Below are 23,035 nucleotides of genomic sequence, written 5' to 3' on the forward strand. Positions count from 1 at the left end.
GAGCCTCGGATGCTAGGCGCGGCGCCCCGCGAACGGAGCCAGGCGGTCGCGCAGCTGGGCGAGCTCGTCGGCGTCCATCCCCACCAGCGCCATGATCTGCTCGGGCACGCGGAGGGCCTGCGTCCGCAGAGCCCGCCCCTCGTCGGTCAGCGCGATGTCGAGGACGCGCTCGTCGCCGGAGCGGCGCGTGCGCGTGACCCTGCCCTGTCCCTCCAGCCGCTTCACGAGCGGTGACAGGGTGGCCGGCTCCATGGCCAGTTCCGCCGCGAGTTCGCCGAGCGATCGCGGCGACTCATCCCACAGCGCCAGCATGACGAGGTACTGCGGGTGGGTGAGCCCGAGCGGTTCGAGCACGGGTCGATAGATCGATACGACATTGCGCGCCGCGGTGACCAGGGCGAAGCACACCTGGTTCTCGAGAGTCAGCAGATCGTCGGGGGGAACCATCCCACTTCCTCCATTCGTTAGTACACTAATGATCATGGCACGAAACAAGCCCGACGGGCCGCCGCTGCGGGACCGCGTTCGCGCAGCCGGGGGGTGGTACGCGTATCTCAATGCCCGGCTGATCCGCGTGGCGGGCCCGGCCTCGGTCGGCCCGTACGAGACGACGCCCGAACCCTCGCGGGCCGACCGGCCGTGCCCGCTGTGCGGTGCGGCCATGTCGGAGCACACATTCGATCGCTCAGGTCCCAAGCCTCTCATGCACTGCCCCTAGGGCGGCGATCTCACCCCAGCACGACGCGCCCGTCGCCGTCGAGGAGCCATCCGGGGTTGACCGCGACCTCCCAGGGATGGCCGTCCGGGTCGACGAAGACCCCGGAGTACCCGCCCCAGGCGGTGGCGGCGCCGGCGCGCCCGATGCGGGCGCCGGCCGCCGCGGCGTCGACGAGGATCGCATCGACCTCCGCCTCGGTACGCACGTTGTGCGCGAGGGCGACCCCGCCCCATCCGCCCTCGTCGGGGACCGCCGAGTCGGCGGCCAGCTCGCCGCGGTCCCACAGGGCGACGACCATCCCTCCCGCGTCGAAGAACGCCACCTCATCGGCGACGGACGACGGATGCGGCTGCCATCCGAGCGCGCGATAGAAGGCGAGAGCACGATCGAGGTCGCTCACCCCCAGCGTGACCAGACTGACCCGTTGCTCCACGGCGCTCCTATGCGTGCCCGGCGCGCTCCATGGCGCGCAGTTCCTTCTTGAGATCCTGCACCTCGTCGCGCAATCGCGCGGCGAGTTCGAACTTCAGCTCCGCAGCCGCGGCCAGCATCTGATCGCTCAGGTCCGCGATGGTCGCCTCGAGCTGGTCAGCACCCTCCGCCGCGATGCCGGTGCGCCGCAGCTGCGGCGTGGGGGACTTGCCCTTGCCGTTCTTCGCAGCGGCGCGGTCCTTGCGGGACAGCAGCTCCCGGGTGTCGCTGGCCTCCCGCGCCAGCACGTCGGTGATGTCGGCGATGCGCTTGCGCAGCGGTTGCGGGTCGATGCCGTTCGCGGTGTTGTAGGCGATCTGCTTCTCGCGCCGCCGCTCGGTCTCCTCGATCGCGTTCGCCATGGAGTCGGTGATCTTGTCGGCGTACATGTGCACCTCGCCGGAGACGTTACGTGCTGCGCGGCCGATCGTCTGGATGAGCGACGTCCCGCTGCGCAGGAACCCCTCCTTGTCGGCGTCGAGGATCGCGACGAGCGACACCTCCGGCAGGTCGAGGCCCTCACGGAGCAGGTTGATGCCCACGAGCACGTCGTACACGCCGGCGCGCAGCTCGGTCAGCAGTTCCACGCGGCGAAGCGTGTCGACGTCGGAGTGGAGGTACCGCACCCGCACGCCGTGCTCGCCGAGAAAGTCGGTGAGCTCTTCGGCCATCTTCTTCGTCAGCGTCGTGACCAGGATGCGCTCGTCCCGCCCGACGCGGACGCGGATCTGCTCGAGGAGGTCGTCGATCTGCCCCTTCGAGGGCTTGACGACGATCTGCGGGTCGACGAGGCCCGTAGGACGGATGATCTGCTCCACGACGCCGTCGGCGATGCCCATCTCGTAGCGACCGGGCGTCGCCGACAGGTACACCGTCTGACCGACGCGCTCCTTGAACTCGTCCCACCGCAGGGGGCGGTTGTCCATCGCACTGGGAAGACGGAAGCCGTGCTCGACGAGCGTGCGCTTGCGCGAGGCGTCGCCCTCGTACATGGCGCCGATCTGCGGCACGGTGACATGGGACTCGTCGATGACCATCAGGAAGTCGTCGGGGAAGAAGTCCAGCAGCGTGTGCGGCGGCTCCCCCGGCCCTCGGCCGTCGAGGTGCCGCGAGTAGTTCTCGATGCCCGAGCAGAAGCCGAGCTGCTGCAGCATCTCCAGGTCGAAGGTCGTCCGCATCCGCAGGCGCTGCGCCTCGAGGAGCTTCCCCTGCGACTCGAGCTCCTTCAGCCGCTCGGCGAGCTCGTGCTCGATCGTGCCGATCGCGCGCTTGACCGTGTCGGTGCCGGCGGCGTAGTGCGTCGCCGGGAAGATCGGGATCGCCTCCATCCGCTGCAGCACATCTCCCGTCAGAGGGTGGAGCATGTACAGCGCCTCGATCTCGTCGCCGAACATCTCGATGCGGATCGCGAACTCCTCGTACACCGGGATGATCTCGATCGTGTCGCCGCGCACGCGGAAGTTGCCGCGGGAGAAGTCGACGTCGTTGCGGTTGTACTGCATCGAGATGAATTTGCGCACGAGCGCGTCGCGGTCGTAACGCTCCCCCACCTGCAACGCGACCATGGCGCGCAGGTACTCCTCCGGCGAGCCGAGGCCGTAGATGCAGGACACCGTCGAGACCACGATGACATCGCGCCGCGACAGCAGCGAGTTGGTCGTGGAGTGTCGCAGTCGCTCCACTTCGGCGTTGATCGAGGAGTCCTTCTCGATGAAGGTGTCGGTCTGCGGGACGTAGGCCTCGGGCTGGTAGTAGTCGTAGTACGACACGAAGTACTCGACGGCGTTGTTCGGCATCAGCTCGCGGAACTCGTTGGCGAGCTGGGCGGCGAGCGTCTTGTTGTGGGCCAGCACCAGCGTCGGGCGCTGCACGGCTTCGACGAGCCACGCCGTGGTGGCCGACTTTCCCGTGCCGGTGGCGCCGAGGAGCACGACGTCGGTCTCACCCGCGGTGACGCGCGCGGCCAGCTCCGCGATGGCCTGCGGCTGGTCTCCCGACGGGGCGTAGTCGCTGATGACCTCGAAGGGTCGGACGGATCGGGTGGCCTGCATGATTCCAGCGTAGGACGAGCCTCCGACACCGGGGCGGGCGTTCGCGCTCCGCGGATGCGGTGTGCTAGCCGCGCAGGCGCTCCCACAGCGCGTCGGCCTGCGCGAGGGTGTGCGCCATCGTCCCCGCTGTGTCGATCACGACGTCGGCCAGTGCGAGGCGGGCCTCGTCCGACACCTGGGAGGCGATGCGCGCGCGGGCGTCCTGGGCGGTCATGCCGCGCTCTTCGACCAGCCGGGCGACGCGCACGTCCGCGGGGGCGTGCGCGACGACCACGAGCTCCCACGGGTCGTGGCTGCGCGCCTCGGCCAGGAGCGGCACGTCGTAGACCACCACCGCATCGTCGCGCGCGGCCTCGGCGAACCGGCGCTCCGACTCGGCACGGACGGCGGGGTGCACGATGGCGTTGAGTGCGGCGAGCCTGTCGGGATGGCCGAACACGCGGGAGCCCAGCGCGGCGCGGTCGAGCGTCCCGTCCGTCTTCACGACGTCGCCGCCGAACTCCGCGGCGATCGCCGCAAGCACCGGCGTGCCCGGAGCCTGCACGTCGCGGACGATCTGGTCGGCGTCGACGATCACGGCGCCGTGCTCGGCCAATCGTCGCGCGATGGTGGACTTGCCGGAGGCGATTCCGCCGGTCAGGGCGATCAGAGGCATGTGCCGAGCATTTCATGTTCCGCGGATTGGATCGTTCGTGGGCTAACATTTCCTCACACCGCCGGACACCCGACGTTCGGTGGACCATCGAGGTACTACGGATGCCGAACGCGCGTGTAGCGGTCATCATCGAGGACGACGCGGACATCCGTATGCTCATCCGGACGGTGCTCACCCAGGCCGGCTTCGATGTCCATGCCGCGTCGGCGGGTCTGGAGGGCATCGAGCTCGTGCGGGAGTTCTCCCCCGCCGTCACGACGCTGGATGTCAGCATGCCGGGCATCGACGGGTTCGAGACGGCGCGTCGCATCCGCGCCTTCAGCGACACCCGCATCCTCATGGTGACAGCGCGCGCCGACGAGGACCATGCCCGGCTCGGTCGCGAAGCGGGGGCCGATGACTACATCACGAAGCCCTTCCGCCCCCGCGAGCTGCGCGCGCGGGTCGAGGCCGCGATCACTCCCTCCTGACGCTCACCCCTCCGCCCGGATCACGGAGGCGTCGGGGCTGGACGCCGAGCGCCGAGCGGCCTCGTCCGCGGCGTCGGCGAGACGGGCGAGGTCGTAGCCGACCTGGTCGCTGAGGGCCACCCCCACCCCGACGACCGGCATCGCCGAGAGCCCGAGAGTGGCGAAGTCGTCGAGCAGCCGGCGGTGCATGATGCTGGCGATCCTGCGGACGTCGGCGAAGGACGTGGTGAGGAACGCCGCGAACAGGGTGCTGCGCCCGTTGTCACCGACGATCGCAGCGCTCGGCGCGTAGCGGCGCACGCCCGCGCGCCACGCGGCGGCGACGGATTCGGCCTCGGCCGGCCCGAACGCCACCGAGATCCTCCCGAGGTCGCCGATGCGCACCGCGATGATGCAGAGCGTCTCCTGGTTGCGCCGGGCGTTGTCCAGGATGGTCGACACGAGGGACTGGAAGGACGCCGGCAGCATGATCCCGTCGAGGGCGACGTGGAGGGTGATCGTGTCGCGCTGACCTCGCAGGTTCGATTCGCTCGCACGGAGCACCGAGGTGGTCACCACCGTGACGATCGTGAGGGTGATCGTCAGGATCGACGCGATCTCCGAGTCGAACCAGTCCTCGAACAGGGCACTGTCGGGGCCGCTTCCCACGAAGACCCCGGTGCGGATGACGAACCAGACCGCCTCGATGATGAGCACGACGGTCAGGCCGATGGCGCTCCAGCGGTCGGCGAGGGCACCGCGGCGGGTCTCGATCGCGCCGAGCGTGGCGAAGAGGGCGTTTCCGAGGAACATCGGCACCGCACCGGCCCAGTCGCCCCCGGTGGGTCCCGGGATGAGGGCGGCGATGAGAGCGATCGCCGCGACGGTGGCGAGGGCGCCGCTGGGGATGCGGAGGGGACGCTCGTTGAACGCGCGGCAGCCCAGCCAGATGAAACCCGCTGTCGAGACGAATCCGGCGTTGCCGACGGCGACCGCCAGGAAGGCCGACGGCGAGACCGACCACACCAGGTAGCACACGACAGTCAGGATGCCGGCGAGGAAGGCGATCGCCCACAGGCGCCCGGCCGGGCCGTCTTTGCGCATCAGCGTCTCGGTGATGTACAGGACCCCCGAGACGATGATGACCAGCGCGGAGATCAGGGTGATGGTGAACAGGTCGAGTTCGACGTTCATGCGCGGTCCTCTCCGGGGGCGACGGGAAGCCGCACCGTGAACGTGGATCCCCTGCCGGGCTGGGTCTCCACGAAGATCTCGCCGCCGTGCGCCGTCACGAAGTCGCGGCTGATCGCCAGGCCCAGACCGGAGCCGTGGGTCGTGGAGTTGCGCACGGCATCGGAGCGGAAGAACCTGTCGAACAGCAGCGGGCGCTCCTCATCGGAGATCCCCGGTCCGTCGTCGCTCACGGTGATCCATACGTGAACGCCGTCCTCGGAGACGCCGACCTGCACCGACCCGCCGTCGTGGTTGTACTTCACCGCGTTCGTCAGGAGGTTGTCGACCACCTGGCGGATGCGGTGCGGATCGATCAGCGCCATCGTCGGGCGCACCGCACTGGTGTCGATGCCGATGTGGCGCTCCGCGGCCCGCGGGGCGAGGGATTCGACGGCCGCCGTCACGATGGCCGAGACGTCGGAGGGCTCCGGATGCAGCGTCAGCTCGACGACGCCGTGCCGCGAGCTCGCGGAGAGGGCCAGGATGTCGGTGACCAGCTCCAGCAGCCGCTCGGCGTTCCGCTCGGCGATGGCGAGGTCGTGGCGGGTGGCCTCGGTAAGCTCCGGACGATCGAGCACCAGCTCGAGATAGCCCACGATCGATGTCAGCGGGGTGCGCAGCTCGTGCGAGACCGAGGCGACGAGGTCTTCCCGGGCGCGCAGCGCCTGCTCCTCGCCGGTGACATCGCGGGTCACCACGACGATGCCGGCCGAGGTGCCGTCGATGTCGGTGAGCGGCCGCGCGGTGACGGCCAGCGCGCGCCTGCCCTCGCCCGGCACGCCGTACCAGACGAGCTCGTTCTCGAAGGTCTCGCCCTGGCGCGCGCGGGCGACGGGCACCTCGTGCGGCGCCAGTGGCGTGACGCCGTCGGCGGCGAACACCGGGAGGTCGTCCTCGATCGGAGACGTGCCCTGCAGGCGTGCGTGAGCCTCGTTGGTGACGGCGAGCTGACCGTCCGGGGTGATGCGGACCACGCCGAAGTCGACGGCATCCAGCACCTCGGTGACGAGGTCCTCTTGCCGGCGCGCCCGATCCACCGAGCGTTGGAGGTGCACCGACTGCTTCTCCAGCAGCTCGCGCTGCGCGTGCGCGCGGCGGGCGGAGAGGAAGGCTATCGTCGCGAGCGCACCGACGGTGAGGGGAAGCAGGAACTGCGAGGCCGAGAGGACGGGCACCGGCTCCAGGAGGGTGATGACGGCCAGGAGGCCCGCGACGCTGACGGTGGACAGCACCACGCCGGCCAGCCCGAAGACGCTGCCGATCCACATCGCCGGAAACGCCCACAGCAGACCCAGGCCCGACGCCGGAGCCGATTCGCGGATGAAGGCGATCGCGAGGATGTCGACGATCGGGAGGATGCCCCCCGCCCAGTGCGGAAGGCGCTTCCACGGCACGAGCACCGCGGCGGCGGCGGCGATGAACACCGTCGCGGCGCCGACGAGGAAGCTCGTCGGACGCGCGACCTGGTCGAGGCCGAGGGCGAGCAGGGCTCCGATGAGGGTGACGCCGGCGAGGAGCAGCTGGTTCAGCAGGATGGTGCGATCACGCGTGGAGTCCTCCACGCGCACGCGCCGTTCGTCCCTGGACAGCCATGCCATGGGCTCGACAGTATCGCCCCGTGCGTATCGGGCCCGCTCGGCATGCCGGGCTCAGAATCCGTCGAACCCGCCGAAGTCTCCCCCTCCGAAATCCCCGAATCCTCCTCCGAAGTCGCCGAACCCGCCGGCGTCAGCCGCCGAGGCATCCGCGCCCGCGTCGGCGCCGCCCGAAGGGTCGCTGCCGTCGGCACCGTCGCCTCCCGCGCCCGGATCGTCGGCGAGGGCGGGCGCGAGGAGGCCGCCGACCAGCGCCGAGCCGATGACGTAGCCGCCGATCGTGCCGAGGACGGATGCCCCGAGCATCGATCCGAACCCCGGAGCCCCACCCCACGAGCGATTGCCGAAGGTGCGCTCCATGAAGCCGGGCTGCGTGTATTCCGCGCGCGTCGCGGCGCGCGCGAGCGCACGCGGATCGTCGCTGCCTGGTCGTTCCGCGGCGGGCAGACTCGCCGACAGGTCGCCGAGCACCTGCTGGCGCTGCGCCGGGGTCAGCCGTCCGAAGGCCTCGGCGTGCACCTGCTCGATCGTCTCCGGCGGCGCCGTCTGCAGGAGGTAGCGGTAGCGTTCGATCGCCTGCGCGTCAGCTCCCGCGGCCGGTGCGGCCCCGCCCGGCGGGGGCGGGGCGTACTGCCCGGAACCGTCGCGATGCGCGCTGGGGGGCGGTGCGGCGACGTTCGGGTTCTGTGCGATCGGGGGTGCGGGGCGAGCGGCGTCGTCCCGGCCGAACAGACGGTCGAGGAATCCCATGCCCCGACGCTAGAGCCCGGAGCTTTGAGCCGGCTGGGCTCCGGCATCCGCTCGCGCGTAGGCAGCCACCAGCTCTTTCTCGCGGGTGTGACCGGGCAGGAAGACGCTCACCACGACGGCACCGAGAGCGATCGCGATCGCGCCCACCAGGTAGGCCGCCCACGCCCCGGTGACGAGGCTCTGTGTCGCGCCCGCGAGGATCTCCGCGCGGTACTGCGGGTACTGGTCGGCGACGTGGAGGGCCGAGGCGTACGAGGCCTGCAGCGCGGTGGTGATCTCATCGGTCACGCTCGACGCCTCGGGAAAGGCCGCGATCTGGCGTCGGAAGGAGATCGCGAATCCGGCGGCGAGGATGGCGCCCAGCAGCGCCTGCATCACGGAGCCGCCGAGGTCGCGCTGCAGATCGGACGTCGCCGAGGCCATGCCGACCCGCCGCACCGGGGTGCTCTCCGTGAGCGCCCGCGAGGCGGGCGTCATGGCGAACGCGGCGCCACTGCCGATGGCCAGGAACCCGGTGCCGATGAGCACGTAGGGCGTGGCGGGGTTCCAGGTGAGGGTGGTGAGGAACCCGATGAAGACGAATGCGTACCCCGCGAGCATCGTCACGCGCGTGCCGCGAGCAGTGAGGAGCCGCGCCGACAGCGGAGCGCAGATCAGCAGGCCCACCGCAGCCGGGACCACCGCCAGCCCGGCCTGCAGCGTGGAGTACCCGAGGATGTTCTGCAGATACTGCTGCCCGACGAACATCGACCCCATGAGCGAGCCGAACACGATCGTGCCCCCGGTGGCGGGGACCCAGAACATGCGGCGCCGGGCGACGCGGAGGTCGTACAGCGGATGCTTCGCGCGCCATTGACGCCACGCGAACAGGCCCAGCAGAACTGCTGCCGCCCCGAGGAGCGTGGCGCCGAACGGCGTCTCCCCGGGAGCGAACACGGTGCCGATGCCGAGCACGAGCGAGGCGACGCCCAGCGTCGCGAGCACGCCGCCGACGTGGTCGACGGGCTCGGCGGACTCCTTGACGTGGGCGGGCACGGCGATCGCCACGAGCACGAAGGCCGCGGCCGCGATCGGCGCCGCGATCAGAAAGGCCGAGCCCCACCAGAAGACGGTGAGGAGAGCGCCGGCGAGAACCGATCCGATGACCGATGACATCGCGCTGACACCCGACCACAGCGCGATCGCGGTGGTGCGGCGAGCCCCTGGCGCCCAGAGGGCAGTGATGAGCGACAGCGTGGTGGGAAAGGCCATGCCCGCGGCGATCCCCGTGAAGATGCGGGAGACGATGAGCATGTCGATCGACACGGAGAAGGCGGAGAGGAAGCTCGCCGCCACCGTCAGCGCCAGCCCCAGGAGCAGAAGCTGCTTGCGGCCGTACCGGTCGGCGAGCGCACCGAAGTAGAGCACCGACATCGCCAGCCCGAGAGAGCATCCCAATCCGACGATGGTCAGCGCCGACTGCGTGGCCCCGAACGCGTCGCCGATCTCGGGAAGTGCGATATTCGCCGCCGCGAGGTTGATGTTGCACACCAGAGCCCCGAGGATGAGCGCCGCGAGGACGAGTCGCGCACGTGGCGGGGTGTCGGCATCGAGCCGGGTCTGCGTCACGCGCTCACTCTAGCGACGCGCCAGGGCTTCGCTCCGCCACCGCGCGAAGAGCCGCCACGGGTCCGTGACGCCGGCGCCGATCACCGCGATATGGTCGGCGAGCTCGTCGGACAGGCGGAACCACTCCGTCCGCGGCCAGCGGTCGGCGGCGAACTCGGCGTGGCGGCGCTGCTCGAGCATCCGATCACCGCGCTCGAACGCCAGCAGCTCGTCGTGCCGGATGGCGGCGAGGCGCTGGCGCGGATTCGCCGTCGTGCCGATCTTCACGCGATCGGCGTACCGCAGGTAGTAGACCACGTCGATGCGCGGCGGCGGCAGATCGCCGTCGGGAATCTCACCCTGGCGCCACTCGCAGTCGGCGCAGAGCCAACCACTCGGCCACCGGACGCCGAGCCGCGAGCCGCACAGCAGACACGGGGACGGCAGGAGGTCGGTCGTGCCGTACGCCCCCTCGTGCCATTCCGCCGCCAGCGCAAGATGGCGATCGCACAGCCGGAGCGGGGCATCCGGATCGGCGGTCTCACCGCATCCGTCTCCGAGGCACGTCGTCGCCATCCGCCGAGCGTATGCTCGGGGCCCGACATCCGCCTCCGGTCAGCCGCGCGGAGGACCGGGTCGGCGCGACGCGGATGATTCCGGCGTCGGTCCCGTCGGAGACGCCGTCAGCATACGCGTGCCTGCGCCGGCGCCGAGCTGCCGAACTCCTCAGATTCGGCCGCCGCATCGGCAGACCGGGCTCGGTTCGCGGGCCCGACGCGCATTCTTGAGGAGTTGCGCACCACAGCGGCGCGGTACCGCGCGGCGACGACGTCGGCGATGCGGGGATCGGGGGCCAACGGCGCGCTCACGGCATCGGCTCCGGCCGAGGCGATGACGTCGGCGAAGAATCCGTGCGCCAGCACGTAGCTGGCCGCGACGACCCGCCCCGCGCCGTGCGCGCGGGCCTCGGCGACCGCGGCACCGATGCGCTGCCCGTTCCCGGCGGCGAACCCCACGCTGACCGGGCGCCCGATGCGGACGGCGAGCATCTCGGCCGTTCGGGCGACATCGTGCGCTGCGGCCGGGTCGCTCGATCCCGCCGCGGCGAGGACCACGGCGTCCCCGGAGCCCAGGCCCGCCTCGCCCACGCGCGTGGCGAGCACGTCGACGAGCAGTTCGTGCGGGCCGAGCGCGGCGGTGGCGAGGGCTCCCGGATGCGCTGCCACCGCCCGCGCGATGTCGACGTTGGTGTGGAATCCGGTCGAGAGGAGAAGGGGCACCACCACGGCGCCGCTGCCCGGCGCCTCCCGTGCCACGACCTCGTCGACGCGCGGCTCCTGGACGTCGACGAAGGCCTCGACGACGCGGGTGTCCGGCAGCAGCATCCGCGCCTGTTCGACGATCGTCGCGATCGCGGCGCGACCGGGGAGGGAATTCGTCCCGTGCGAGCAGGCGATGAGCGTGGGCATCAGAACGTGGCCTCCCCCGGGTCGAGCACCGCCAGGCGGTACCCGCGTTTGACGACCGTCTTGATGAGGTCGGCTGCGCCCAGCGACTCGCGGACACGCGCCACGGCCACCTCGACAGCGTGCGCGCTGTCGGCCGACCGCGGCAGTGCTCCCTGCAACGCCGTGCGGGACACCACTCCCCCGCCCGCCGCGAACAGGGCCGACAGGACGGCCACCCCGGTGCGTGAGAGCGCGGTGAACCGGCCGTCCAGCACGGCGCCGCCGCTGCGCAGTTCGAGTCGGCCGGCCGCGGTGGGAAGGGACGGGGCGTGCCCGCCGCCGAAGTGCGTGACCACCGCGCGCACCAAGGATCCCAGCCGCCCCCGCTCGGCGATCAACGCGTCGATGCCGACGTCCCCGAGCGGGCCGGCGGTGATGGGGCCCACCGCCGCCATCAGCAGCTGTCCGGAGGCCGCACGGCTCACGATCGCGCCGAGCGCTCCCTCTCGCGTGGCGGCCGCGAGCCACTCCGCCGCCCCCGGCGCGGACGTGAACAGCACAGCGTCCACCTCTCCTCGCCCCGTCGCCGCGACCGATCGGGCCACGAGATCGGGGTCGGCGGGTGGCCCCCACCGGTACACCGTGAGACTCACGACATCCGCGCCGGCGTCCGCGAAGATCTCGTCGAGTCCGTCGGCACCGGATCCATGGTGCTGCACGGCGACCCGTCGCCCGGCGACGCCCTCGGCGAGGAGGAACTCGCCGAGCTCGGCGGAGGTCTCCGACTCCGCGACCCAGTCGGCCGTGAACCCGGCCTGCTGGATCGCACCGCGGGCCTTGGGCCCCCGAGCGACGATCTGCGCGCTCGCGAGCGCGGCATGAAGGTCCTCCAGGATCCCGGCCTCGTCAGCGGCCTCGATCCAGCCGCGGAACCCGACGCCCGTCGTCGCGACGACGACGTCGGGCGGCACGGCGATGAGCGCGCGCGTCGCTGCCAGCAGAGCGTCGTCATCGATGTGCGGCACGATCGTCAACGCCGGAGCGTGCCGCACCTGCGCGCCGTGACGCTCGAGCGCGGCCGCGAGCTCACCGGATCGCCTGTCGACGGCGATCACGATCGCGCACCCTTCGAGAGCGGCGGACAGGAGCGGACGGGGCGAAGCGGTCACTGGGATGCGACACCCGCCTCCACGCCGTCGGGCAGCAGGAGTCCCGCTCGAGCGACCTCGCCGACAACGATCACCGCGGGATTGCGGACCCCCGCCGCCGCCGCGTCGGCGATCACCGCGCCGAGGCTCGTCCGGGTCGTGCGCTGCTCCGATGTATGCCCGCGTTCCACGATCGCGACCGGACGGCCCTCCGGCACCCCCGCGTCCCGTGCCGCGGCCACGAGTCGCGGCAGGGCGGCGACGCCCATCAGCACGACCGTCGTGATCGCGTCGTCGGCCAGGGCCGCCCGTGTCGCCGGCGTGATCGCCGCTTGGCCGTTGACCACGTGCACCCCCGCAGCAGTCCCCCGATGCGTGACCGGGATGCCGGCGGCCTCGGGCACGGACACGACGCTCGTGAGTCCGGGCACGACCTCGACCGGCACGCCGGCGGCCAGGCATGCCGCCACCTCCTCGCCGCCACGTCCGTAGACGAACGGGTCGCCGCCCTTCAGCCGGACGACGCGCTTGCCCGCGCGTGCGCGGGACACGAGGATCGCATGGATCTCCGCCTGCGATACCGGGTGGTGCCCCGGCCGCTTGCCGACGTCGATGACCTCGACGTCGGGCTCCAGGTCGCCGAGCACGTCGGTCGGTCCGAGACGATCGGCCACGACCACGTCGGCTTCGGCCAGGAGGCGCCGCCCGCGCACCGTCATGAGATCTGCCGGTCCGGGACCGCCCCCGACCAGGTCGACCCGACCGACGCCGCGCGCGAGACGACGACGCCGGAGGGGCAGCATCCCCTCGCGCAGCAGCGCACCGATCGCGTCGCGCAGCCTCGCCGCCCGCCGCGGATCGACGCCCGCGTCGGAGAGGACTCCGACCACGACGTCGCCCGAGCGCGTCTCGGCAGCCACTCTCGCGGTGCCGTGCGCGCCGTCACTCGCGTTGACGCACAGGATGCGACGTGCCTCGCACCAGCCGGCCACGACGGCGTCCCGCCGCGCGTCCCCGGTGGCCACGTGCACGAGCCATGCCCCGTCGAGATCGTCTTCGCGCACCTCCCGGGCGGTCCACGTCGCACCGGCCCGCGCGACGAGCTCACGCATTTCCTCAGCGAGGGCGGGCGCGACCACGGCGATGTCCGCGCCCTCGGCGACGAAGCGGGGCATGCGGCGCGCGGCGACGGCGCCGCCTCCGACCATCACCACACGACGGCCCGTCAGGGTGATCCCGAGAATCGTCGTCATGATCCCTCCTCCGTGCCGACGCACACCCATCCGTCGTCGACGGCGACCGGCCAGACCCGGAGCGGTCGGGGATCCTTCCCCTGTGCGTCCAGGCAGGCGCCCGTGCGCAGATCGAACACCTGCTTGTACATCGGCGAGGCGACCGTCGGCACCTCCGATCGGGTGCCGACGATGCCGCGGGAGATCACGTGCGCGCCGCTGAACGGGTCGAGGTTCGCCACGGCGTGGACGCGCCCCGAGGCCAGGAGGAAGAGCGCGATCTGCGTGTCGCCGAGGAGGGCAGCGCGACCGCGCTCGACCTCGAGATCGGACACCCGGCACACCCGCACCCACGTGCGCATCGGTGTGAGGACTGTCGTCATCGGCGCACCTCCAGGACGGTTCCGGCGATGAGCACGCGGGGATCGTCGCGTTCGGCAGCCGTCGCCGGGCGCGGTTGGCCGCGTTCGGCGGTGTAGGCCAGAGATGGATCGGGCGTGGTCGGCGCGTTGACGAAGGACGCGAAACGGCGAAGCTTCTCGGGGTCGTCGAGTGTCGCCTTCCACTCGTCCTCGTACGAGCCGATGTGCCGCGCCATCGCGGCGTCGAGATCGGCGCAGATGCCGAGGCTGTCATCGAAGACCACTGCGCGCAGCGCCGCGATCCCGCCCTCGAGGTCTTCGAACCAGGGGGCCGTGCGCTGCAGCCGGTCGGCCGTGAAGATGTAGTACATCAGGAATCGGTCGACGGCGGTGAGGAGCTCGTCGTCGCTCAGTCCCTCGGCCAGCAGGACCGCATGACGAGGGGTGAACCCGCCGTTGCCGCCGACGTACAGGTTCCAGCCGGCCTCCGTGGCGATCACCCCGACGTCCTTGCCGCGCGCCTCGGCGCATTCCCGCGCGCACCCCGACACTCCGAGCTTGAGCTTGTGCGGGGAACGCAACCCGCGGTAGCGCAGCTCGAGCCGCACGGCCATGCCGACGGAGTCCTGTACGCCGTAGCGGCACCACGTCGACCCCACGCACGACTTCACCGTGCGCAGCGACTTGCCGTAGGCGTGCCCCGACTCGAACCCCGCGTCCACCAGGCGGCGCCAGATGTCGGGAAGCTGCTCCAGTCGCGCACCGAACAAGTCGATGCGCTGCCCGCCGGTGATCTTCGTGTACAGGCCGAAGTCGCGGGCCACCTCGCCGATCACCACGAGACCCGCCGGGGTGATCTCGCCGCCGGGGATCCGCGGCACGACCGAGTAGCTGCCGTCCTTCTGCAGGTTCGCCATCACGTGGTCGTTGGTGTCCTGCAGCGCGGCATTCTCCCCGTCGAGGACGTGCGCGCCGGTGAGCGTCGACAGGATGCTGGCGAGTGCCGGTTTGCACAGATCGCAGCCGCGCCCGCGACCGAACCGCTCGATGACGGCGGTGAACGTGCGCAGACCCGACACCCGGACGGCGTCGAACAGCTGCCGCCGCGACAGGTCGAAGTGCTCGCAGAGCGCAGAGCTCAGGGATGCGCCGGTCTTCGCGAGCTCGGCGCCCACGAGTCTCTTCACCATCCCGACGCAGGAGCCGCAGGCGGCCCCCGCACGCGTGCACGCCTTCACGGATGCCACGTCGGTGCACCCGTCGTCGTGTACGGCGGAGCGGATGGTCCCCGCGGTCACGCTGTTGCACGAGCAGACCAGCGCCGCATCCGGGAGCTCGCCCTTCGGCGCCTCGATCGCGCCCTCGGGGAGCAGGTAGGCGGCCGGGTCGCCGCCCAGAGCACCGCCGACGAGGGGGCGGAGGGCGCCGTACGCTGCCGCGTCCCCGACCAGGATGCCGCCGAGGAGCGTCCTCGCGTCGTCGGAGAGGACGAGCTTCTTGTACACCCCGGCCACGGGGTCGGCGTAGACGACATCGAGAGCACCCGGCGTCTCGGCGAAGGCGTCGCCGAAGCTCGCGACGTCGACGCCCGAGAGCTTGAGCTTGGTCGACAGGTCGTACCCCGGGAACGACGCGTCGCCGCCGAGAAGCCTCGTGGCCGCGACCTCGGCCATGGCGTAGCCCGGCGCGACGAGACCGACGCACTGCCCGTCGAAGCTCGCGACCTCGCCGATCGCGAGGATGCGGGGGTCGCTCGTCGCGCATCCGGCGTCGACGACCACCCCACCGCGCGGATGCACGACGAGGTCGGATCGGCGCGCGAGCTCGTCGCGCGGCCGCACCCCGACGGTGAACACCACGACGTCGGTGGGCGCATACGAGCCGTCGCGGAATTCCAGCCCTGCCACCTGGCCCGCGTGGTCGGGGTCGAGTCGGGTCGTGACGGTCTCGGTGCGCACCCGGATGCCGCGGGCCTCGATGAGGCGACGCAGCGCGCCGCCGGCCGCGGCGTCCAGCTGTGCGGACATCAGGCGGTCCGAGGACTGCACGACGGTGCAGTCCACCTCCAGGCCCTGCAGCGCCCCGGCCGCCTCGAGACCCAGGAGCCCCCCGCCGATGACCGTGCCGGTGAGGGGCCGGCCCAGCTCGGCACGGCGTCGGCGCACGAAGGCGGCGAGCCGCTCGACGTCGTCGAGCGTGCGGTACACGAAGCATCCGTCGAGGTCGTATCCCTCCACGGCCAGCCGCGCGGCGTACGAACCCGTCGCGAGCACGAGCGCGTCATAGTCGACGGCACGACCGCCGCGCGTGCTGACCCGCCGGGCCGCGCGGTCGACGTGGGTCACCGCGTCCCCGCGGATGAACTCCACCCGCTCGTCGTCGAGATGCCCGCGCTCGAGGGTCAGATCCTCCGCCGACGCTCCCGCGAAGAACGACGTGAGCCCTACCCGGTCGTAAGGATGTCGCGGTTCCTCGCCGATCAGCGTGATCCGCCAGTTGCTGCCGCCGCGCGTGAGCAGGCTCTCGACGAACCGGTGCGCGACCATTCCGGCCCCCACCACGACGACGTGGTGCCCGGTGGTGCTCATGCCCTCACGGTACGGAGCAGTTGTTGCATCCGCGTTCTGATCGTGTTTCGTCTTCTTGACGCTTCGTGCCACGGTGCGCTCCCTCGTCAGACCGCGGCCGGCGTCTTCTCGACCGCCGTCGCAGGGTTCGCGTCGGTCGCCGGAGCGACGCGGCGACGGCGCGGGGTGCGAGGGGAGCTCGATCGTGCGTAGGTGAAGTACAGCGGAAGACCCACGAACGCCAGTCCGCCGACGAGGTTGCCGAGGACGGTGGGCAGCTCGTTCCAGATGAGGTAGTCCCACAGCGTGAAATCGCCGCCGAGGAGAAGGCCCGAGGGGAAGAGGAACATGTTGACGATCGAGTGCTCGAACCCCATGAAGAAGAACAGCATGATCGGCATCCACATCGCGATCACCTTGCCCGGGACGTCCTTCGCGATCATCGACAGGACGACACCCGTCGCCACCATCCAGTTGCAGAGGACGCCGCGGATGAAGAGCGTGAGCATGCCCGCTGCACCGTGCTCGGCGTACCCGACGGTGCGTCCCTCGCCGATGTGCCCGATGGCCTCGCCGACCTCGTTGGGCGGGACGGAGAAGCCGTAGGTCACGACGACGGCCATGAGGACGGCGACGGTGAAGGCGCCGATGAAGTTGCCGACGAACACCAGGGCCCAGTTGCGGAGGATCCCGCCGATCGTGACGCCGGGGCGACGGTCGAGCCATGCCAGCGGTGCGAGGACGAAGACACCGGTGAGCAGGTCGTAGCCGAGCAGGTAGAGCATGATGAAGCCGATGGGGAACAGCACAGCTCCCAGGAGCGGGATGCCGGTGGTTACCGACACGGTCACGGCGAAGGCTGCCGCGATGCACAGCAGCGCGCCACCCATGATCGAGCGGATGAGCGTGTCTTTCGTGGACAGCAGCACCTTGGACGCGCCGGCGTCGATCACGGTGCCGATGAGCTCTGCGGGTTTGACGTAGGTCACGGGGAATCCCTTCGCATCGGGGACGCGGGCCGATCGCCGCGCACTTCGAAGCTAGGGACGGGATGTTTCACCCCGACCTCTTCGACGCGCCCGTTCCGTTACCTCTCCCTCTCTTTCGCCCTCGCGCGGTTGTGAGATCCGCCCACTTGCGTGAATCGGCTGCTGAATCGCGCGTCTTAGCCACCGATTCACGCAAGTGGGCGACGCGGATTCGCTCGCTAGGCGCGGGCGCGGCGCAGCGCCAGCACGGCGACCGCCGCCGACACCGCGAACATCGCGATCACGACGGTGACGAAGCCGCCCCATCCGGCTCCGGCGAACACCCATCCGAGCGCCCAGCCGAACAGGCTCGACCCGGCGTAGTAACCCAGGTAGTACAGCGACGACGCCTGCGCGCGCGTGTCGGAGCGCGCGGAGACCGGGGCCCAGCTGGACGCCACGGCGTGGGCGGCGAAGAACCCGGCGGTGAACACGACGAGACCGACCAGCAGGGCCGCCACCGCCGGGATGAACATGATCGCCAGTCCTGCCACGCTCACAACGATGGAGCCCAGGAGCACCGGCATGCGGCCGTACCGGGCGGTGAGCGAGCCCGCCCACGGCGACGACGCCGTTCCGGCGAGATAAGCGAGGAACATGAGCGTCACGATCCACGCCGGCAGGAGGAACGGCGGCTCGGTGAGGTGGAAACCGAGGTAGTTGTAGACCGCGACGAACCCGCCCATGAGAAGGAACGCCTGCACGTACAGGGCGAGCTGCACCGGCGACCGCAGGTTGACGGCGAGCCGCGCGGCGATGCGCGGGCCGCGCTCGGTCAGGTCCCGCCGCGGGACGAATCCGCGCGCCCGGGGCACGAGCCACAGGAACAGCGCGGCGGATGCGGCGCACAGCGCGGCCACCGCCCACAGCCCGGTGCGCCACTGCGCGAAGTCGGCCACCGGGCCTGCGACCAGACGGCCGGCCAGCCCGCCCACCGTCGTCCCGGAGATGTAGCTTCCGGCGGCCGCGGCGGCGTGACCCGCGTCGACTTCCTCGCTGAGGTAGGCCAGCGCGACCGCCGGCACCGCCCCCAGCGCCAATCCCTCGGCGGCACGAACCGCCAGGAACAGCGTGATCTCGCTCGCCAGGGGGGCGGCGAGACCGAGCGCCGTGGCCGCGACGATGCCGATGGCCATCGCCGGCACGCGCCCGATGCGGTCGGCGACCATCGACCACGGGAGCACGGCGGCCGCGAGGCCCAGCGTGCACGCCGAGACCGAGAGGGCGGCCGTCGCCGGCGGCACGCCGAGGTCGTCGGCGATCAACGGCAGTACGGCCTGCGGCGAGTAGAGCTGCGCGAACGTCGCGATCCCGGCGAAGAAGAGGCCGGCGAGCAGTCGCCGATAGTCGCGGCTTCCGTGCAGGTGTCCGGTGAAGCCACTCACCCTCCCACGGTACGGGCACGGGCGGCCGCGTCGTCCCGAAACGCCGCGCCACGCCGATCCTGCGACGCGTGCCCGACGAGCACGGGGACGGGTGGCGGATCCGCGGCCTCCCCCCAGGCGCGGATCCGCCTCCCCTTCGAGCCATTGTGTCGGCACGTCCGGCTCCTCGTCGCGCTCACAGCCGGCCGTGCCGGAGCGGAGGTGCGCCCGTTCCCGCGTCGTGCAGCGAGACCTCGCGGAGGCGTCGGCGTCCTCATCGCCGCGTTCACCCGTGTGATTTCACCCTTTCGGGCGATCGTCACCGAGGGCGTCGGCGTTGCGGACCCCCCACAGTGCGAGTTGCGTCCGATCCCCGAGCTGCAGCTTCCGCAGCGCGGATTTCACCTGCGAGCGCACGGTGTGAACCGACAGATGCAGGTGCGCGGCGATCTCTTCGTTGCGGGTGATGCCGGCGACCAGGGCCGAGACGATGCGCAGCTCGGCGGGCGCGAGCCGCGCGGTCTCGCCGTCATCCGGCGCCGACGATCGACGACGCTTGAGCTCGGCCAGCACGGGCGCGGTGACGCGCGACGACACCAGGGCATCCCCCCGTGCCGCGGCGCGGATGGCAGGGACGACGAGGTCGGAGTCGGAGCTCTTGAGGAGGTAGCCGGCGGCGCCGGCGTCGAGCGCGTCGAGCACGTACTGGTCGACGGAATAGCTCGTCATCACGATGACCGCCGGCGCGCTCGCACTCTCTTCTGCCGCGAGGCGCGCAAGAGCCCGCGTGGCGTCGAGACCCGTCATCCCCGGCATCTGCAGATCCATCAGCACGACCTGAGCGCGTTCCGCCCGCGCGGCGGCCACCGCGTCCGCGCCGTTGGAGGCCTCGCCGATGACGTGGATGCCGTCCGCGTGCTCGAGCATCAGGCGGAGCCCCCTGCGCACCTGCCGATTGTCGTCTGCGATCAGCACCCGGATGGGGGGTGTCGGCACCGTCATCGGGTCGAGCCTGCACTCGGTGCGATGGGGACCCGCACGCGCACGAGCCAGCCGCCGGTGCCGGTGGCCCCCACCCAGACCTCGCCTCGGAGCAGTTCGATGCGCTCGCGTATGCCGTCGATCCCCCATCCCAGCCCGAGGCCGGGAACATCCTCGGCATCCGCGCGCCGTGGCCCGTTCTCCACCACGACCTGGAGCAGCTTCCGCTCGCGGGCGATCGCCACGGCCACCGACGCACCCGGAGCGTACTTGGCGGCGTTGGTGATGGCTTCCTGCACAGCACGGTACGCGGTGGTCGACACCACGACGGGCAGATCGGTGATCTCGCCGTCGGTGCGCAGTGACACGTCCATCCCGCGCCGCCGCCAGAAGAGGACCAGCTCCGGTGCGTGTCGCAGATCTCGTGTCTCCTCGAGGGGATCGGCATCCGCTGCGCGCAGATCTGCCAAGGCTCCCCCGAGACTCGCGGCGGCGAACCGGCCTTCTTCACGCACCTCCCGCACGAGGTCCAGGGCATCGCTCGGTCGATCGGCCGCCAGTGCGACCGCGGCATCCGCGAGCGTGACAAGGCCCGCCAGATGCTGACCGGCGACATCGTGCAGCTCCTGCCCGATGCGCGCGCGCTCGACCGCCCGCGCACGGGCGATGCGCGCCTCGTGTTCGACGCGAGCGCGATCGGCCTCGTCCCGGGCCTGCTCGACCCGTCGCGTCTGCGCTCCCCACCACACGCCGAGTGCCGTTCCCCCGGTGGCTGAGGCAGCCAGCCCGAGGCCGTGCGACAGCAGGAATCCGGCGAGGACCGCACCGTCGGCGCCGACCGAGGAGGACCACGCGTAGGGCGCGCCCGCGCCGGTGACGATGACCAGGGCGCACCCGGTGAGAGCCGACGGCCCGGACGTGCGCGCGGCCAGGAGGAACAGCGACAGCGCGATCACGAGCTGCATGCTGAAGAGCCAGAACGGCGCGCCGAGGACGAAGAGGAGCGCGAGGTACACCAGGACGGCGAGCGTTGTCGCCGCCCCCGGCGACACGCGGCTGAGGAGCAGGCTGCTCGACTGCAGCGCGCAGCCGGTGATGAGGAGGGCGAGCGTGGCGCCCACGGGGATCGGCAGCGGCCACTCCTGCGCACCGAGGAGCGCAGCGGCGATGGGATCGACGAGCACCTGCGCGAGGGTGGTGACGAAGACGATGGCGACGAAGACGACCCCCGGCCGGATGCTGGCGTACAGCGGTGGTGGCTGCCGGTCGCCGCCGTCGCGGCGCGCGGGTCGAGGGGGATGGGGGGAATGCATGCGCGCCATGCTGTCAGAACCCGGCCCGAACCCTGGACGCCTCGGTCATCGTGCGATGACGTCCCTCCACCGCCGTGCGATGACGTCGCTCGCTGCGCCTGTCGCCCTCGGCAGATCGACAGCGCAGTTCGGCATCCGCCTTTCAGTCGAGGGTGGCGTGGCCCCAGCGATGGGCGAGGATGACCGCGTGCACGCGGTCTCGTGCGCCGACCTTCGCCAGGACGCGGCCCACGTGCGTCTTCACCGTCGACTCGCCGAGGAACAGCTGCTGCGCGATCTCGGCATTGGTGAGCCCCCGCGCCATCGCCTCGAAGACCTCGAGCTCGCGCTCCGTGAGGTGGGCGGCAGGGTCGCTGCCGGCGGGAGTGTGGGGCAGGCGGGAGGCGACGTGATCGAGGATGCGGCGGGTCACCCGGGGCGCGAGGATCGCGTCGCCTCCGTGCACGGCCCGCACGGCGCCGGTGAGCTCTTGACGCTGGGCGTCTTTCAGCAGGAAGCCGCTCGCGCCGGCCTGGATCGCCCCGAACGCGTACTCGTCGAGGTCGAAGGTGGTGAGCACGATCACCTTCGCGGTCGGCGTCGCCGTCACGATCCGTTCGGTCGCGGCGATACCGTCGACGCCGGGCATCCGCACGTCCATGAGGATCACGTCGGGACGAAGCCGCGTGGCCTCGGCCACGGCGCTCGCGCCGTCGGCGGCCTCCCCCACGACGACCAGGTCGGGCTCCGATTCGAGGACCAGGCGGAAGCCCACGCGGATGAGCTGCTGGTCGTCGACCAACAGGATCCGGATCTGCTCGCTCATCGCTGCTCCCCTCCCGGTTCGCTCGGGCCCGCCCCGGTGGGCAGCACCGCCCGCAGCATCCACCAGCCGTCGCCCTCCGGCGCCGAGATCATCGTTCCTCCCACGTGCGTCACGCGCTCCTGCACGCCGCGGATGCCGAACCCGCCGAGCGCGGGCACCCCCGACACACCGTCGTTGCGCACGGTCACCGTCACGCGCGCATCCGCGTACTCGATGCGCACCGCGATCGAGGCGGCACGGGGTGCATGGCGCATGGCGTTCGTCATCCCCTCTTGCACGATCCTCCCGATCGCGTACCGGACCGCGTCGGAGACGACCGGCGTTCCCGTCACCGTCAAGCTCGCCGGGAACCCGGCGTGCTGCGCGGTGGCGACCGTCGTCTCGGGCGAGACCGGCTCGATCGGCGTCAACGGAGCGGCCGTTGTACTGTCGCGCAGCACCCCCAGCATCGCGCGCATCTCGGTGAGGGCACCTCGCGCGGTCGTCGCGGTCGCATCCATCGCCGCACGGGCACGCTCCCGATCGGGCGTCGCGGCGGCCCCCTCGGACAGGGCCACGATCACCGTGAGCGAGTGCGACACGATGTCGTGCATCTCGCGCGCGATGCGGGCGCGCTCGGTCGCGGCGGCGAGCTGAGCCTGCTGATCGCGTTCGACGAGAAGCTGACGCGACCGGTCGATGATGGCGGTGAGATAGCGACGCCGGTTGCCGACGTTGATGCCGATGAGCGCGCCGATGAGCGCCAGCACCGCCTCGCCGATGATCGCGCTCAACATGGTCCCCATCGGCGCGAGGCCGTTGACCGTCACCGGGACCGCCACCAGCAGCAGGACGGCCATCGCCGCACCGAGCCCGATCCACGTGCTCCGCGCCGAGCGGTAGACCGCGAGCGAGTAGGAGGCGACGAGCAGAAGCGGGCTGCCGATACCGGGGGCGACGAGGAGGAACGTGGCCGAGCTCACGACCGCGACGGCGAACACCGTGACCGGCCAGCGCCGACGCCAGACGAGCAGGACGCACCCTGCGACGACCGTCGCGAACGGCACGAGTGTCGACCATTCCAGCGTCACATCAGGGTCGGACGTGTCGGGACCGGACGTGAAGGGCCCGGCCGAGATCAGCGAGATGAGAAGCACGACAGTCGCGATGAGGATGTCGGCGAACAGGGGGTGCCGCGCCCAGAACTGCCGGATCATCCCCGGCGCGCGCGGCAGCCGCAGCTCCTCCTCGGAGAGCGAGGACGAGCTGCGGCTGGGCGCGGATGACACGGCGTCGACT

General features: G+C 71.3%; 22 protein-coding genes. 2 read left to right on the forward strand and 20 right to left on the reverse strand.

The window, feature by feature from the left end; translation table 11 throughout:
• Positions 1 to 12: 12 nt before the first annotated feature.
• Positions 13 to 447 (reverse strand): MarR family winged helix-turn-helix transcriptional regulator, encoded by a 435-nt coding sequence (locus ACTU3I_RS09190; RefSeq protein WP_442925384.1) that lies wholly within the window; start codon positions 445 to 447, stop codon positions 13 to 15.
• Positions 448 to 475: 28 nt separating this feature from the next.
• Here ACTU3I_RS09190 and ACTU3I_RS09195 point away from each other — a divergent pair, with 28 nt between their 5' ends.
• Positions 476 to 718 carry a hypothetical protein gene (locus ACTU3I_RS09195; protein ID WP_442925385.1) on the forward strand — a complete coding sequence of 81 codons (243 nt, stop codon included), beginning with the start codon at positions 476 to 478 and terminating at the stop codon, positions 716 to 718.
• 10 nt (positions 719 to 728) lie between these two features.
• Here the strand turns inward: ACTU3I_RS09195 and ACTU3I_RS09200 are convergent, their stop codons facing one another.
• The 3 genes from ACTU3I_RS09200 to coaE form a co-directional block, all read right to left on the reverse strand.
• Positions 729 to 1,151, reverse strand: a complete 423-nt coding sequence (locus tag ACTU3I_RS09200) for a VOC family protein (protein ID WP_442925386.1) — start codon at positions 1,149 to 1,151, stop codon at positions 729 to 731.
• Positions 1,152 to 1,158: 7 nt separating this feature from the next.
• Positions 1,159 to 3,240 carry an excinuclease ABC subunit UvrB gene (gene uvrB, locus ACTU3I_RS09205; protein WP_442925387.1) on the reverse strand — a complete coding sequence of 694 codons (2,082 nt, stop codon included), beginning with the start codon at positions 3,238 to 3,240 and terminating at the stop codon, positions 1,159 to 1,161.
• 64 nt (positions 3,241 to 3,304) lie between these two features.
• Positions 3,305 to 3,895, reverse strand: coding sequence for a dephospho-CoA kinase (gene coaE, locus ACTU3I_RS09210; RefSeq protein WP_442925388.1), 591 nt, complete (start codon positions 3,893 to 3,895; stop codon positions 3,305 to 3,307).
• Positions 3,896 to 3,996: 101 nt separating this feature from the next.
• Here coaE and ACTU3I_RS09215 point away from each other — a divergent pair, with 101 nt between their 5' ends.
• Positions 3,997 to 4,365 carry a response regulator transcription factor gene (locus ACTU3I_RS09215; RefSeq protein ID WP_442925389.1) on the forward strand — a complete coding sequence of 123 codons (369 nt, stop codon included), beginning with the start codon at positions 3,997 to 3,999 and terminating at the stop codon, positions 4,363 to 4,365.
• Between the two features lie 3 nt (positions 4,366 to 4,368).
• On the opposite strand, the gene ACTU3I_RS09220 is transcribed toward ACTU3I_RS09215, so the two are convergent.
• The 16 genes from ACTU3I_RS09220 to ACTU3I_RS09295 all read right to left on the reverse strand — a co-directional run bounded on the left by ACTU3I_RS09220 (position 4,369) and on the right by ACTU3I_RS09295 (position 23,025).
• Positions 4,369 to 5,538: a hypothetical protein gene (locus tag ACTU3I_RS09220; protein WP_442925390.1), complete on the reverse strand. Its 1,170-nt coding sequence runs from the start codon at positions 5,536 to 5,538 to the stop codon at positions 4,369 to 4,371.
• Positions 5,535 to 7,175, reverse strand: coding sequence for a sensor histidine kinase (locus tag ACTU3I_RS09225; protein ID WP_442925391.1), 1,641 nt, complete (start codon positions 7,173 to 7,175; stop codon positions 5,535 to 5,537). Before ACTU3I_RS09225 ends, ACTU3I_RS09220 begins: the two co-directional genes overlap by 4 nt.
• A 51-nt stretch (positions 7,176 to 7,226) precedes the next feature.
• The gene (locus tag ACTU3I_RS09230; RefSeq protein WP_442925392.1) at positions 7,227 to 7,922 is read right to left on the reverse strand and encodes a hypothetical protein; all 696 of its coding nucleotides are present in this window, start codon (positions 7,920 to 7,922) and stop codon (positions 7,227 to 7,229) included.
• Between the two features lie 9 nt (positions 7,923 to 7,931).
• Positions 7,932 to 9,530 (reverse strand): MFS transporter, encoded by a 1,599-nt coding sequence (locus ACTU3I_RS09235; protein ID WP_442925393.1) that lies wholly within the window; start codon positions 9,528 to 9,530, stop codon positions 7,932 to 7,934.
• Between the two features lie 9 nt (positions 9,531 to 9,539).
• Complete coding sequence (locus tag ACTU3I_RS09240) at positions 9,540 to 10,085, reverse strand: GIY-YIG nuclease family protein (RefSeq protein WP_442925394.1); 546 nt, start codon at positions 10,083 to 10,085, stop codon at positions 9,540 to 9,542.
• Positions 10,086 to 10,192: 107 nt separating this feature from the next.
• Positions 10,193 to 10,978: a sirohydrochlorin chelatase gene (locus ACTU3I_RS09245; RefSeq protein WP_442925395.1), complete on the reverse strand. Its 786-nt coding sequence runs from the start codon at positions 10,976 to 10,978 to the stop codon at positions 10,193 to 10,195.
• Positions 10,978 to 12,132 (reverse strand): uroporphyrinogen-III synthase, encoded by a 1,155-nt coding sequence (locus ACTU3I_RS09250; RefSeq protein ID WP_442926388.1) that lies wholly within the window; start codon positions 12,130 to 12,132, stop codon positions 10,978 to 10,980. The genes ACTU3I_RS09245 and ACTU3I_RS09250 overlap by 1 nt, the downstream gene beginning before the upstream one ends.
• Entirely contained in the window at positions 12,123 to 13,358 is a 1,236-nt protein-coding gene (gene cobA / locus ACTU3I_RS09255) for a uroporphyrinogen-III C-methyltransferase (protein ID WP_442925396.1), read from the reverse strand. Before cobA ends, ACTU3I_RS09250 begins: the two co-directional genes overlap by 10 nt.
• Positions 13,355 to 13,720: a nitrite reductase small subunit NirD gene (nirD, locus tag ACTU3I_RS09260; RefSeq protein ID WP_442925397.1), complete on the reverse strand. Its 366-nt coding sequence runs from the start codon at positions 13,718 to 13,720 to the stop codon at positions 13,355 to 13,357. Before nirD ends, cobA begins: the two co-directional genes overlap by 4 nt.
• Positions 13,717 to 16,287 (reverse strand): nitrite reductase large subunit NirB, encoded by a 2,571-nt coding sequence (nirB, locus tag ACTU3I_RS09265; RefSeq protein ID WP_442925398.1) that lies wholly within the window; start codon positions 16,285 to 16,287, stop codon positions 13,717 to 13,719. The genes nirD and nirB overlap by 4 nt, the downstream gene beginning before the upstream one ends.
• Before the next feature lie 86 nt (positions 16,288 to 16,373).
• Positions 16,374 to 17,255: a formate/nitrite transporter family protein gene (locus ACTU3I_RS09270; RefSeq protein ID WP_442925399.1), complete on the reverse strand. Its 882-nt coding sequence runs from the start codon at positions 17,253 to 17,255 to the stop codon at positions 16,374 to 16,376.
• A gap of 218 nt (positions 17,256 to 17,473) precedes the next feature.
• Positions 17,474 to 18,679 (reverse strand): MFS transporter, encoded by a 1,206-nt coding sequence (locus tag ACTU3I_RS09275; protein WP_442925400.1) that lies wholly within the window; start codon positions 18,677 to 18,679, stop codon positions 17,474 to 17,476.
• A 279-nt stretch (positions 18,680 to 18,958) separates the two neighbouring features.
• Positions 18,959 to 19,660, reverse strand: coding sequence for a response regulator (locus ACTU3I_RS09280; protein ID WP_442925401.1), 702 nt, complete (start codon positions 19,658 to 19,660; stop codon positions 18,959 to 18,961).
• Positions 19,657 to 20,952 (reverse strand): sensor histidine kinase, encoded by a 1,296-nt coding sequence (locus ACTU3I_RS09285; RefSeq protein WP_442925402.1) that lies wholly within the window; start codon positions 20,950 to 20,952, stop codon positions 19,657 to 19,659. Before ACTU3I_RS09285 ends, ACTU3I_RS09280 begins: the two co-directional genes overlap by 4 nt.
• 142 nt (positions 20,953 to 21,094) lie before the next feature.
• A complete protein-coding gene (locus ACTU3I_RS09290; RefSeq protein ID WP_442925403.1) occupies positions 21,095 to 21,757 on the reverse strand; it encodes a response regulator in 663 nt (220 codons plus the stop codon).
• Positions 21,754 to 23,025, reverse strand: coding sequence for a sensor histidine kinase (locus ACTU3I_RS09295; protein WP_442925404.1), 1,272 nt, complete (start codon positions 23,023 to 23,025; stop codon positions 21,754 to 21,756). The genes ACTU3I_RS09290 and ACTU3I_RS09295 overlap by 4 nt, the downstream gene beginning before the upstream one ends.
• Positions 23,026 to 23,035 lie beyond the last annotated feature (10 nt).

This window comes from Microbacterium sp. RD1 (assembly GCF_052220165.1).
Taxonomy (GTDB): domain Bacteria; phylum Actinomycetota; class Actinomycetes; order Actinomycetales; family Microbacteriaceae; genus Microbacterium.

Excerpts from the sequence above, each read along its gene's own strand:
- ACTU3I_RS09190 (WP_442925384.1), bottom strand. The coding sequence starts at position 447 with ATGGTTCCCCCCGACGATCTGCTGACTCTCGAGAACCAGGTGTGCTTC.
- ACTU3I_RS09195 (WP_442925385.1), top strand. The coding sequence starts at position 476 with ATGATCATGGCACGAAACAAGCCCGACGGGCCGCCGCTGCGGGACCGC.
- uvrB (WP_442925387.1), bottom strand. The coding sequence starts at position 3,240 with ATGCAGGCCACCCGATCCGTCCGACCCTTCGAGGTCATCAGCGACTAC.
- coaE (WP_442925388.1), bottom strand. The coding sequence starts at position 3,895 with ATGCCTCTGATCGCCCTGACCGGCGGAATCGCCTCCGGCAAGTCCACC.
- ACTU3I_RS09215 (WP_442925389.1), top strand. The coding sequence starts at position 3,997 with ATGCCGAACGCGCGTGTAGCGGTCATCATCGAGGACGACGCGGACATC.
- ACTU3I_RS09220 (WP_442925390.1), bottom strand. The coding sequence starts at position 5,538 with ATGAACGTCGAACTCGACCTGTTCACCATCACCCTGATCTCCGCGCTG.
- ACTU3I_RS09225 (WP_442925391.1), bottom strand. The coding sequence starts at position 7,175 with ATGGCATGGCTGTCCAGGGACGAACGGCGCGTGCGCGTGGAGGACTCC.
- ACTU3I_RS09230 (WP_442925392.1), bottom strand. The coding sequence starts at position 7,922 with ATGGGATTCCTCGACCGTCTGTTCGGCCGGGACGACGCCGCTCGCCCC.
- ACTU3I_RS09240 (WP_442925394.1), bottom strand. The coding sequence starts at position 10,085 with ATGGCGACGACGTGCCTCGGAGACGGATGCGGTGAGACCGCCGATCCG.
- ACTU3I_RS09245 (WP_442925395.1), bottom strand. The coding sequence starts at position 10,978 with ATGCCCACGCTCATCGCCTGCTCGCACGGGACGAATTCCCTCCCCGGT.
- cobA (WP_442925396.1), bottom strand. The coding sequence starts at position 13,358 with ATGACGACGATTCTCGGGATCACCCTGACGGGCCGTCGTGTGGTGATG.
- nirD (WP_442925397.1), bottom strand. The coding sequence starts at position 13,720 with ATGACGACAGTCCTCACACCGATGCGCACGTGGGTGCGGGTGTGCCGG.
- nirB (WP_442925398.1), bottom strand. The coding sequence starts at position 16,287 with ATGAGCACCACCGGGCACCACGTCGTCGTGGTGGGGGCCGGAATGGTC.
- ACTU3I_RS09280 (WP_442925401.1), bottom strand. The coding sequence starts at position 19,660 with ATGACGGTGCCGACACCCCCCATCCGGGTGCTGATCGCAGACGACAAT.
- ACTU3I_RS09285 (WP_442925402.1), bottom strand. The coding sequence starts at position 20,952 with ATGCATTCCCCCCATCCCCCTCGACCCGCGCGCCGCGACGGCGGCGAC.
- ACTU3I_RS09290 (WP_442925403.1), bottom strand. The coding sequence starts at position 21,757 with ATGAGCGAGCAGATCCGGATCCTGTTGGTCGACGACCAGCAGCTCATC.